Annotated in this window: 10 protein-coding genes; 9 read left to right on the top strand and 1 reads right to left on the bottom strand. The window is 55.8% G+C overall.

The annotated features are described in order from the left end of the window. Positions 1-84: 84 nt before the first annotated feature. The 8 genes from NAV33_RS02405 (at position 85) to fliT (ending at position 10,355) form a co-directional block, all read left to right on the top strand. Positions 85-1,263: a DegT/DnrJ/EryC1/StrS family aminotransferase gene (locus NAV33_RS02405; RefSeq protein ID WP_255976532.1), complete on the top strand. Its 1,179-nt coding sequence runs from the start codon at positions 85-87 to the stop codon at positions 1,261-1,263. A 56-nt stretch (positions 1,264-1,319) separates the two neighbouring features. Continuing rightward, a complete protein-coding gene (locus NAV33_RS02400; RefSeq protein WP_255976530.1) occupies positions 1,320-2,609 on the top strand; it encodes a CDP-glycerol glycerophosphotransferase family protein in 1,290 nt (429 codons plus the stop codon). A 2-nt stretch (positions 2,610-2,611) separates the two neighbouring features. Further along, positions 2,612-6,136 (top strand): glycosyltransferase, encoded by a 3,525-nt coding sequence (locus NAV33_RS02395; protein ID WP_255976528.1) that lies wholly within the window; start codon positions 2,612-2,614, stop codon positions 6,134-6,136. A gap of 291 nt (positions 6,137-6,427) precedes the next feature. Beyond that, complete coding sequence (locus NAV33_RS02390) at positions 6,428-7,591, top strand: flagellin (RefSeq protein ID WP_255976526.1); 1,164 nt, start codon at positions 6,428-6,430, stop codon at positions 7,589-7,591. A gap of 72 nt (positions 7,592-7,663) precedes the next feature. Next, on the top strand, positions 7,664-8,023 hold the full coding sequence (locus NAV33_RS02385) for a flagellar protein FlaG (RefSeq protein WP_255976524.1): 360 nt from the start codon (positions 7,664-7,666) through the stop codon (positions 8,021-8,023). Positions 8,024-8,079: 56 nt separating this feature from the next. Next, positions 8,080-9,495, top strand: coding sequence for a flagellar filament capping protein FliD (gene fliD, locus NAV33_RS02380; protein WP_255976522.1), 1,416 nt, complete (start codon positions 8,080-8,082; stop codon positions 9,493-9,495). 99 nt (positions 9,496-9,594) lie between these two features. Beyond that, on the top strand, positions 9,595-9,981 hold the full coding sequence (fliS, locus tag NAV33_RS02375) for a flagellar export chaperone FliS (RefSeq protein ID WP_255976520.1): 387 nt from the start codon (positions 9,595-9,597) through the stop codon (positions 9,979-9,981). An 80-nt stretch (positions 9,982-10,061) separates the two neighbouring features. Further along, positions 10,062-10,355 (top strand): flagellar protein FliT, encoded by a 294-nt coding sequence (gene fliT / locus NAV33_RS02370; RefSeq protein WP_255976518.1) that lies wholly within the window; start codon positions 10,062-10,064, stop codon positions 10,353-10,355. Positions 10,356-10,458: 103 nt separating this feature from the next. On the opposite strand, the gene NAV33_RS02365 is transcribed toward fliT, so the two are convergent. Then, positions 10,459-10,740: a pyrimidine/purine nucleoside phosphorylase gene (locus tag NAV33_RS02365; protein WP_255976516.1), complete on the bottom strand. Its 282-nt coding sequence runs from the start codon at positions 10,738-10,740 to the stop codon at positions 10,459-10,461. 198 nt (positions 10,741-10,938) lie between these two features. Here NAV33_RS02365 and NAV33_RS02360 point away from each other — a divergent pair, with 198 nt between their 5' ends. Beyond that, the gene (locus tag NAV33_RS02360; protein WP_255976513.1) at positions 10,939-11,190 is read left to right on the top strand and encodes a YkgJ family cysteine cluster protein; all 252 of its coding nucleotides are present in this window, start codon (positions 10,939-10,941) and stop codon (positions 11,188-11,190) included. Positions 11,191-11,414 lie beyond the last annotated feature (224 nt).

Genomic DNA, 11,414 nt, shown 5'->3' with positions numbered 1-11,414 from the left:
GCATGCGACGACTTGGCGCCAATGAACCGTCTGGGTTCTCACCGCGACTACCCGCCGCCTCGATCAGCTCATGCAGGTAACGACATGCGAAAGAATGTTCCGGTCACCAGTCCGCTGCTCCCGCCGCTTGAGGAATTCATGCCGTATCTGGAAAAGATCTGGCAGAGCCGAATTTTAACCAACGGTGGCTCGATGCATCAGGCCCTCGAGCAGGCTCTCTGCGAGTATCTTGGCGTCGAACATATTGCGCTTTTCGCCAACGGTACGCTGGCGCTGGTAACAGCGCTGCAGGCTCTGCGCATTACTGGCGAGGTCATCACTACTCCGTACTCATTCGTCGCTACTGCGCATTCGCTGCTGTGGAACGGCATTAAGCCGGTGTTCGTCGACATCGACCCGGTGACGCTGAACCTGGACCCGAGCAAGATCGAGGCGGCTATTACTCCGCAGACCACCGCAATCCTGCCGGTGCATTGCTATGCCAACCCGTGCGACGTAGAGGCGATCAGCCAGATCGCCGACAACTACAACCTGCGCGTCATCTATGACGCCGCTCACGCATTTGCCGTGCGCGACGAAGGCGGCAGCATCCTGCGCCACGGCGATCTGAGTGTGTTGAGCTTCCATGCGACCAAGGTATTCAACACGTTCGAGGGTGGGGCGATCATTTGCCCGGACCAAAAGACCAAGCAGCGCATCAATCATTTGAAAAACTTTGGTTTCGTCAACGAAACGACCGTAGTTGCGCCTGGCATCAACGGCAAAATGAGTGAAATCAATGCCGCGTTCGGGCTATTGCAACTGAACTACATCGATGCCGCGCTCAAACGTCGTGCTGAAATTGATGCGCTCTACAGAAGCCGGCTGGCGGGCGTGCCGGGACTGACCTGCGTTGCCCCTGGAAAACAAGCATTTCGCAACAATGCCTATTTCCCTGTGCTGATTGACGAGAATTTTCCGATTAGCCGTGACGAGCTAAATGCACGACTGCGGGAAAGCGGCATCCTCGCTCGACGCTATTTCTACCCGCTGATCAGCGATTTCCCAATGTACCGTGGCCTGCCTTCGTCGGTGCCATCGAACCTGCCGGTGGCGCAGTCGATATCGCGTCAGGTGCTCTGCCTGCCGATCTACCCAGATCTGTCAGATGCGGACGTCGAAGGCATATGTGAATTGCTCTTGATCCACGCCGGCATCGTTCCGCCTGTAGATCTCCTGGCGGGCCTTGATGAACAGCCAATGGCAGGCGTCATCGCGCGATGAGTCACACCGATTGTCCGTCCGACGCAGCGGGGGCTAAGCAAACGCAGGAATTTGGCATGCTTGATCGATGGTCGCAGGCGCAGATCGCATCCGTCTGGTTTGGTAAGTACCTGGCCTTACCCTTTTTCTGGATGATGGATCGACTTCTGCCCAAGCAGGATGACCATTGGGCATTCTTTGCCCACCCACTCAAACGCACCCAGTTCGTCGAGAACTCGCGTGCAGTCTTTGAAGAGGTTAAGGCGGACCCGCGTATCTGCAAGCGCATTTTCACCCGCGGACCGGGAGTGACGATCGAACTTGAGGGAGCCTGCAATACCGAGGTGGTTAACCTACAGAGCCTCGGTGGGCTGCTGGCGCTGACTCGCTGCGGCGTCTTGCTATTGACCAATTCCATCACCATGGATCTCGCGTTGCGCTGGTCCGACGGCTCACGCAGTTTTCCACGTCCAAGCCTGACGCGCCGTCTGGTTGTGAATCTTTGGCATGGCATTCCGCTCAAGCGACTGTTCGCGCTGGCGAACCCTGAGCAACGCAATCAGGGCGACCGGGTTCCTTATCGGCGTCGCGAGCGTGCGTTTTATAGAGGCCTGGTTGCGTCGTCAGACGTAGATAGCTACGCGATGACGGCGATCTTTCATCCGATTCCGTACGAGAACGTTTGGGTGACGGGTCTGCCGCGCAGTGATTTTCTCAAGCGTGCCGAGGCGCATTTGCCCGCCTTCCTGCGACGCGATTTAGAGCTCATCCGTAGCCTAAAGGGCGGACGGCGGCTGGTGGTCTATGCCCCGACCTACCGTGAAACCGCCATCGAATCGGCCAGCTATTACCAGTTCAGTGAACAGGAAATTACCGCGCTACGAGAGGTGCTCGAACGCCATGACGCAGTGCTGGGCTTTCGTATGCACTATTTCCGCAATGTCGAGGCGCTTTTCAATATGGAGCGCTTCGTCGACGGCCACACACTGATCGACCTGGGCCATGAGCAGATTGCGGAAATCGCGCCGATTCTGCGCGAGGCTGATGTGGTGGTCACTGATTACTCTTCGGTCTATATCGATGCGTTGTATTTGGACAAGCCGGTCATGAGCTTCGCCTACGACCTGGAGCATTACCGCAGCCGACAGAATGGCTTGTTATACGACATGGATTTGGCTTTTCCAGGGCCTGTCTCGACTCGCTTCGAGGCTTGGTTGAATGCGCTAGACGAGTTACTGAGTAGCCCTCAGCAACACCTGACCGAGCACTACCGCAAGACCCAAACGTTTTTCTTCGCCCATGGCGATGACTGCAATTCCCGACGCGTGATAGACCGTATCGCCGCGCTCACCCGGTACGAGAGGTAGCCATGGACAATCTGAAATCGCCCGCCCCGCTGGTCAGCGTGGTGATGCCCGCCTACAAGGCGCAGTTCTTGCCCGAGGCGCTCGATAGCCTTCTCGCCCAGTCCTATCGGCCCATCGAACTGGTGGTTTGCGACGACTCCACCACGCCGGATGTCGAGTTGACGGTGCAGGCATTCGCCGACCGGGCAGATTTCTCCGTTCGCTATCACCGCAACGAAAGCCGCCTATACGAGACTCGCAGTACTGCTCGAGCCATTGCGGTGGCGGAGGGCGAATACATCAAGTTTTTGCATGACGATGATGCCCTCGAACCATGCGCCATCGAGCGCCTGGTCGGTGTAATGCAAGCCTGCCCGCAAATCGCCCTAGCGGGCTCGAGGCGCCAACTGATCGACGAGCAGGGGCATTCGTTGCCCGATACGTCGGCGACTGTGTTTCCCTTCGGTGGCGATGTTGTGCTCGATGGCAAGACGTTGACCTCGTTTCTCGCTGAGCACACCTTCAACTTCATTGGTGAACCCAGCACCGTGATGTGTCGGCGTAGCGATGTGCTGTCGTTCGGTGAGGGCTTGTCAGCGCTCAATGGTGTCAAGATCACCTGGGTCGCTGACCTCGCGCTCTACGTCAAATTGTTGCAGCGTGGCCACTTGGCATTCCTATCTGCACCATTGACGCGTTTTCGCGTCTCGCGGATGCAGTTCAGCCAGATTGGCCGCGAACGGCCAGGTGTGGGTAACGAAGGTCATGCCAACTTCCGGCGCATGGTGCGCGAGCTGGGTTGGGCTAGCGACGAGAAAACAAGCCGGCACGTGGGTGTTGCGACGCTTTCCGAGCCGCTTCATTTCGAGCCTATCGATCTAGTGGCAGCGCTCAGCAATGCGCAAGCCGATAGTGAATCCCGCCAGCAGATCGATGGCTGGATCGCGGCTCGCGTGCCGACTGTCGCTCAGCGTCACCTGATCGAACAACGCCTTGAAGCAATCACCCCGCCCAGCTTCCGTGTGGTGGTGCGCTGGGATGGCGTCGTGGCCGATTCGCTGCGCAGAACGCTCGACAGCCTGGCCCAAGCGCGCGGCAGTTATGCGGCTATTCATGGCGTCGTGCTCACTGAACACGTCATACCTTTTGCGCTCCCAGGCGACATAGCACTGCTGCACTCATCCGAAAGCGAGTCGCACGCCGCCTTGAATGAATTCATTCAGGCCGACACTGCCGACTGGTTGCTGCTTCTGGATGCAGGCGACATGCTCACGCCCTCGGGATTGCTTGTCGCTGGTCTGGAGCTCGCTGCAGCCCCGGGCTTCCGTGCCCTTTACATGGATGCCGTGCAGCACGAGATGGATGGGACGAAAGGGTTGGTACTCAGACCTGATCTAAACCTGGATCTGCTGTTGAGCTTTCCATGCAGCATCGTGCGCCATTGCCTTTTCAATCGTCAGGCATTGGTGTCGTTGGGCGGCTTCGATCCGATGTACGCCGGAGCGCCTGAATTCCACGCGTTGCTAGGTCTGATCGAAGAGGGCGGGCTTGCTGGGCTCGGCCACGTTCCAGAGTTGCTGATTGCAGGTCAGCCACCGGTTCTGGCAGGCCATCCTGACGAGCGTAGGACGATAGAACGCCACCTGGCCACCCGCGGATATACCGAGGCCACAGTTTCTGAGCTAAGGCCGAATCACTACCGAATTCAATATGGTCATTCGCAGCAGGCCTCCGTATCGATCGTCGTTAGGGCAGGCAATGATTTGGCGCTACTGCAGCGCTGCGTGGAAAGCATTCTGGAATCGACTCAAGGCGTAGCCTTCGAACTACTGCTGCTCGATCACGGACAATGCTCGCCTGAGGTTAGCCAATGGCTTTGTGCCCTCGCATCGATGGGCGAGTCGCAGCTACGCGTACTCAACAGCCAAGGCAGTCGCGAGGCTGCTATCAACCAGGCTGCCGGCGCGGCGAAAGGAGACTTCCTGCTTTTACTCGCCGATAACGTTGCAGTGCTTGATGCCGATTGGCTGGCAGGCCTACTGAATCATGCACTTCGTCCCGAGGTCGGGGTCGTTGGCGGTACTCTGGTATCGGCTGAGGGTAAGCTGCGTCACGCCGGGCTTCTTCTTGGCTTGTGCGGCCCGGCTGGTCGCGCATTTTATGGGCGCAGTATCGATTCGATCGGATACATGCACCGAATGCTGGTAGATCAGAACTATAGTGCGGTCTCGCTTGAGTGCCTGATGATTTCACGGGCGTTGTTTGTCCAACTGGATGGACTTGACGAGGGTGAACTGGGCCAGGCCTGGGGCGACGTCGATCTCTGCCTGAAGGCGCGTGAGGCGGGTTACCTCACCGTGTGGACGCCACATGTGCGTCTCTTGCAAGACGATGCTCGGTGGCCTGCCAGCACCCCGGAGCAGGACGACCTGATTTATGCTCGCTGGTTGAGCGTACTGGCCCGCGATCCGGCATATAACCCGGGTTTAAGTCTGCAGCGGCTCGGAGGCTTCAAGCTTTCAGATGTCCGCCTGTCGTGGCGTCCAATGGGGTCATGGAAACCAGTTCCTCGCATCCTGGCGCATCCTGCCGACCTTTTCGGCTGCGGCCACTATCGCATCATTTACCCTTTCGAGGCATTGGAAGAAGCTGGCAAAGCGGAGGGGGCAGTGTCGGTAGGGCTCATGCATCCTGCGGACCTGGAGCGTTACGAGCCGGACGCGGTTATCCTGCAACGACAAATTGGCGACGAACGACTCGAGGCGATGCGGCGGCTGAAGGCTTTTTCTCGCGCATTCAAAATTTACGAGCTGGACGACTATCTGCCCAACGTGCCGGTCAAAAGTGTCCATCGTAAGCACATGCCCAAAGACATTGTGCGCTCCTTACGACGAGGAATGAGTTTCGTCGATCGTATTGTGGTTACTACCGATCCGCTTGCCGAAGCGTTTCATGGCTATCATCCGGATATCCGGGTTGTACCAAATCGGCTACCAACGGGACCGTGGGGCGGCCTCAAGGCGAACCGCCGTAATGGCGAACGGTTGCGTGTCGGCTGGGCAGGCGGGGCCAGTCACACAGGTGATCTAGAACTGATCGTCGACGTGGTCCGTGAGCTTGCTAAAGAAGTGGACTGGATTTTCCTTGGGATGTGTCCAGAGGTTTTGAAACCTTATGTCAAGGAGTGGCATCAGGGTGTCGGCATCGAGCGTTACGCCGAGAAACTCGCCAGTCTGGATCTAGATCTTGCAATCGCTCCGTTAGAAGACAACCCATTCAACATATGCAAGAGCAACCTCAAATTGCTGGAGTATGGCGCCTGCGGCTTCCCGGTCGTTTGCAGCAACCTCGCGCCTTATCAGGGAGCGCTGCCCGTTACGCGGGTGAAAAATCGTTTTGCCGATTGGGTGGATGCAATACGAGGCCACATGGCTGAGCGGGAAGCTACTGCCCGTCTAGGCGATGAGTTGCGTGTCGTGGTACGCCGCGATTGGCTTCTGGCGGGACAGGTCCTGGATCAGTGGCGTGATGCCTGGACGGGATACTGAATCGCTCATGTCCGATGTTGAAAGCCCTCTACGGAGGGCTTTTTTCATAGCTGGCTAAAGCTGTTCGCACTCTAGTCGATACAGGTCAGGACCCGATTGGATATACCGGGTCAAAAAGGGCTTTTGTGCAGGTACGAGCCGGCGATTTTCGAAGAACAGGCAGAAAGTTCTAAAGCTTCCAGATGAAGCGCCGATACAAAAGATGAATGCGAACTCACTGGTTGCCTGAGCATTGCAGGCTAGGGTCGCAACCCAGGCAAAACAAGCTAGGTCCGATGGAGGACAAATATCATGGCTTTGACCGTAAACACCAACGTTGCTTCCCTGAATACTCAGCGCAACCTGAACAATTCGTCTAACTCGCTTGCCACTTCTATGCAGCGTTTGTCGACAGGCAGTCGTATTAACAGCGCGAAGGATGACGCTGCTGGTCTGCAAATTGCGAACCGCCTTACCAGCCAGGTGAACGGCTTGGGTGTTGCGGTAAAGAACTCCAACGACGGCATCTCGATGGCGCAAACAGCCGAAGGCGCGCTTCAGCAATCTACAAACCTGCTGCAGCGTATGCGCGATCTGGCTCTGCAGTCGGCCAACGGTTCCAACAGTGATTCCGAGCGTAAAGCATTGAACTCGGAAGTAAGTGAGCTGAAGAAAGAACTTGATCGTATTTCGAATACCACTACCTTCGGTGGTAAGAAACTGCTCGATGGCAGCTTCGATACAACTACGTTCCAAGTAGGAAGTGCCGCTAACGAAACCATCAGCGTCAAGATTGACGAGATGAGCACCGATTCCTTGAAAGGTAAGTCTTTCGAAGGCTCCGTGGCTGCGGCGACCGGAACTGCGAGCGCTTCAGGCACAGTTACTGTAAGCGGGACCGTCAACGGTGAAAACTTCACTGTGACTACCACCATCGCGAGTGGTACTACAGCAGCTGACGCCACTCAGCAAATTGCGACTGCGATCAACGATGCGAACGTCGGATTGGGTGCTTTCGTGACTGAGGGCGGGGATACTAAAATCATCTCCGGGCTAGATACTGATGGCTCGGCGAACGCACTCACGTCTTTGAGCGTTAGTGCTCTGCCTGCAGGCCTGGCGGCGGGTGCCGCTTACACAGCTGCAACAGAGGCCACTGAGACTAAAGTATCTGGAATTGATGTAAGTACGGTACAGGGTTCTCAAGAAGCTGTGATGGTCATTGACCAAGCTATTCAAGACATTGATGCGCAGCGAGCAGATCTCGGTGCTGTTCAGAACCGATTCGAGAATACCATCGGGAACTTGCAGAACATCTCTGAGAACGTCTCTGCCGCTCGCGGTCGAATTCAGGACACGGACTTCGCCGCTGAAACCGCCAACCTCAGCAAGAACCAGATTCTGCAACAGGCTGGTACCGCAATCCTGGCACAGGCCAAGCAGCTGCCGCAGGCAGTCCTGAGCCTGCTGCAGTAATAAGCGGCTCTAAGATGGCGTAAGATGGGGAAGTGCTTGTCACTTCCCCATCGATTCATTTCGAGGTGAATCATGGACGTCGCAAAAATAGCCGGAGTCGCAGCGGCCTTGACCCCGCTCAGCCCAATACCCAGCCTTCCCAAGGAGTCTGGGTTTTTGTCGTCTGATCGGCAAGAGCCTGTCGCTCCCGGCGAGGGCCAAGCTGACCGGTCGGCAGCTGTCGGCGAGGCCGTGGAAAAATTGCTTGCGCAAATGCAAAGTGCGCAGCGTGATTTGAGTTTCAGCGTCGACGACTCGACAGGCGAGCTTGTCGTTCAGGTTGTCGATGGTGAGTCGGGCAAGATGGTTCGGCAAATTCCATCAGAGGAAATTCTTCGATTAGCCGAACGACTTGATGAGATGCGCAGCCTGTTATTCGAGACGAAGGCGTAACGGCACGGATCTTGATTGGGTTGTTCTAGAACGTTGTTTTCTTGACGAGGTAGGTTATGGCGGGCGTAACGGGCATCGGTTCCGGAATCGATATCGACAGTATCGTAGCCAGTATGGTGGCTGCGGAGCGCGCGCCAAAAGAGTCGCAGCTCAGCACGCTCGAGTCCAAAACCACCACTCGAATTACGGCGATCGGCACGCTGAAAAGTGCTATCAGTGAATTTCAGACTGCGCTGGGTAAGCTAAATAAACCAGAGCTGTTCCAGGCCAGAGCTGCGTCCTCTTCCAATGTTGATCTGCTTGGGGTAACGGCAGGCATCTCTGCAGGCACCGGCAGCTATAAAGTTGAAGTTAGTCAACTTGCAGCTGGGAGCAAGGTGGCGCTTCAGGCGATAGTTGATGATCCAAAAACACCTGTAACCTTGGGTAGCGGAACTCTTACTGTCAGCATTGGCGAAGTTGCGCTGCCTGCCATTACGGTGGGTGAGGGTAACAATACTTTAGCGGGTGTTCGGGATGCGATTAACAAAGCCGGCGCTAAGGAGGGTCTGAGCGCAACCATAGTGACTGACAGCTCCGGATCGCGGCTGGTACTTAACAGTTCTACTTCTGGCGCGAACGAAGACATTACCGTCGCGGTGAGCGGAGCGAGCGGTGATCTGTCCAAGTTGGCTTTCGCTGGTGGAACAGCGGCGCCTGGTGACGACGGTTCGGCAGGCATCATAACTAAAGCCAGTAGTGCCGAACTCACTATTGATGGCTTAAGTGTTATCAGCAAGACCAACAAGATCGAAACCGCCATCGAGGGGGTAACGTTGGACTTGAAAGGCGTAACGGAAGAAGGGAAGCCGTTGACGGTTGGCGTGAAACTAGATGAAGCGGGAGTTACGAAACAGGTCCAAGCCTTCGTCGATGCCTATAACAAGCTCATAGGTGTAGTGAATGCCCAAACAAAAGTTACTCCGGTGGGCGATGGCAAAACGCCGGTAACCGGCGCGCTGGTTGGAGACGCAACCGCTCGTACTTTGCTCAATAATATCCGTAATGAACTGGTCAAGACAGAGGGTTCGGGTACTATCCGAGCGCTTAGCGATATCGGTATCACCACCCAAAGAGACGGCTCACTCAAGATAGATAGCGATAAGCTAGCCAAGGTGACTGGCAGCAGCTTCGAAGAATTGTCCAACCTGTTTGCTGGAGAAAAGGGTTTAGCGACCCGGCTTGATGAGAAGCTCAAGCCATACACAGAAATTGGCGGTATCCTAGAGCAACGCAACAAGTCAATGACTGAGACCATCTCAAATATTGACAAGCAGAAGGAGGATCTCAATCGGCGCATCACCTCTTTGCAAGAACGCCTTTACAAGCAGTTCAATGCAATGGATTTGCTGGTTGGCCAGTTGAGCAATACATCGAGTAGCTTGATTGCTTCTCTGGAAAACCTCCCGTGGGCGGCAAGCAACTCAAAATAGCACTCATCGCATTAAAAAAGGTTAGCGCAACCATAAAGTTTGTCAGTCTTTGCCCGATACACTGATTATACAAATTGATGTGGCGAGGGGCTCATCCAAATGAACGCTATGGCAGCAATGAGGCAGTACCAGCAAATTGGTGTAAAAGTTCAAGTAAATGAGGCCGATCCGCACCGCTTGATCCAAATGCTCATGCAGGGCGGTCTAGACCGTATCGCTCAGGCAAAAGGCGCAATGGAGCGTGATGCTTTTGCGGAGAAGGGAGTGCTTGTTGGCAAGGCCATCAATATCATCGGTGGTTTGCGCGACGCGCTTGATAAAAGCGTCGGTGGTGAGTTAGCGGAAAATCTTGATCGGCTCTATGAATATATGACGATGCGTCTGTTCGAGTCGAGTCGACATAACGATATTGATAAGCTGAACGAAGTGAGCAAGCTGCTGGGCGAGATCAAGCTGGCCTGGGACAAGATTGCGCCGCAGGCGTAATCAGCCTATCAACGCTGGTTTCGATTGGGCTCTAGTTCTGAATTCAATGCTCCATCTATTTGCTTTTCGCCGAGGCACCCATGCTGTCACGCAAACAGGAGTTCGCCACGCTGACTGAGGCGCTTCGCGTTGCCCTGGCAGCAGGTGAGTGGGCTGCTATAACGGCGCTGGATAAGGAGTGTCTCGCCCTGGTTGCCGCATTGCGCGACGAAGATGGCCTTGATGCCGGCCTGCGCGAGCAGCTCGAAGAGCTGTCGCGCTTGTATGATGAGGTTCGGGAGCGCTGCCGTGCGGAGCGGGAGCGGTTGGTTGGAGAGCTGACTCGCTTGAGTCAATCAAAGCAAGTCAATCGGGCCTACAAGCTGCTAGGCTGAGGTGATTTTCAGAGCCTGGATGTTATTGCCGTACATCTAGGATAAATACTTAGCATCAGATCCGGGTACGGTTTCGCTTGTTTACAAGCATACGTATTTGCCCTTAGCGGTACTCGCACAAATAAGCCGTGTCCGTCGCGACCTTCAGATGAAACTTGCTGTTCGCCGGTACGGTAAATTGCGTGCCCGCATTAAAGGTTTCATAACGCTCGCTTCCCGGTAGTTTTACATCTAGGCTACCGGCAATCACATGCATCACCTCCAGCTGGTTGGTGCCGAATTCGTAATCGCCTGCAGCCATAACGCCCACAGTGGCCGGGCCTGCCGCCATGTCGAAAGCGATGGATTTGACGGTGCCGTCGAAGTACTCGTTAACCTTGAACATTCAGATACCTAAAGATGCTGAAAAAGGTCGGCCAGTATGCCCAAGCGGCGATGCGGCGTCATCTTTGACGGCGCACGGTATCCGATACGCCATGCCCTGGATTCCGTAGAGCAAGAGCCGATGCGCGGCCCGTAGTGCTAGTGCCTTTTGCTTTCACAACAACTATTATCGCCACCCGTTTTCGTCCGGATGATTGGGATGGATTGTCGCCCAGGTTGCGGTGCCTGCTGTATTGCCCCTTCGATCACTTCGCCGATTCCCGGCATGCCTTTCGGTAAGCCGGCCGGAACACCTTGTCTACATCTGTCCGAGATGAATCTGTGCGGTCTGTTTGGTCATCCTTCAAGGCCTGATGTATGTGCTGCTTTTCAGGCTGATCGTAGTGTCTGTGGCGATGTTCGGGAAGACGCGATTCGGCTGCTGGGCTGGATGGAGCAGGTTACGGCCTGACGGGTAGGGGCAAGGCCAATGTAGGAGCGAGCCGTGCCGCCGATTCACGCGCATGGCGCGCTCCTCCAGTACCCCTGCTTAGCTGAACGGTTGCTGGGCGAATCTGTTGATCGTCCCACGTTCCCGAAGATTGACGCTCCGAGTTGTCCAAGAGCCTGCAGACCAGACGCAAGCGTCCAGAGCAGGCGCTCCCGCGCGGACCGGGAAGCGATCAAGGTTGTACC

Source organism: Stutzerimonas stutzeri, from assembly GCF_024448715.1.
GTDB lineage: Bacteria > Pseudomonadota > Gammaproteobacteria > Pseudomonadales > Pseudomonadaceae > Stutzerimonas > Stutzerimonas stutzeri_AR.
The sequence above is the reverse complement of the archived record's forward strand: the minus strand, read 5'-3'. Positions and strand labels throughout refer to the sequence as shown.

Coding starts and splice junctions, on each gene's coding strand:
- fliT (WP_255976518.1), top strand. CDS start 10,062: ATGCTGTCACGCAAACAGGAGTTCGCCACGCTGACTGAGGCGCTTCGC.
- NAV33_RS02385 (WP_255976524.1), top strand. CDS start 7,664: ATGGACGTCGCAAAAATAGCCGGAGTCGCAGCGGCCTTGACCCCGCTC.
- NAV33_RS02360 (WP_255976513.1), top strand. CDS start 10,939: ATGGATTGTCGCCCAGGTTGCGGTGCCTGCTGTATTGCCCCTTCGATC.
- NAV33_RS02365 (WP_255976516.1), bottom strand. CDS start 10,740: ATGTTCAAGGTTAACGAGTACTTCGACGGCACCGTCAAATCCATCGCT.
- fliD (WP_255976522.1), top strand. CDS start 8,080: ATGGCGGGCGTAACGGGCATCGGTTCCGGAATCGATATCGACAGTATC.
- NAV33_RS02405 (WP_255976532.1), top strand. CDS start 85: ATGCGAAAGAATGTTCCGGTCACCAGTCCGCTGCTCCCGCCGCTTGAG.
- NAV33_RS02390 (WP_255976526.1), top strand. CDS start 6,428: ATGGCTTTGACCGTAAACACCAACGTTGCTTCCCTGAATACTCAGCGC.
- NAV33_RS02395 (WP_255976528.1), top strand. CDS start 2,612: ATGGACAATCTGAAATCGCCCGCCCCGCTGGTCAGCGTGGTGATGCCC.
- NAV33_RS02400 (WP_255976530.1), top strand. CDS start 1,320: ATGCTTGATCGATGGTCGCAGGCGCAGATCGCATCCGTCTGGTTTGGT.
- fliS (WP_255976520.1), top strand. CDS start 9,595: ATGAACGCTATGGCAGCAATGAGGCAGTACCAGCAAATTGGTGTAAAA.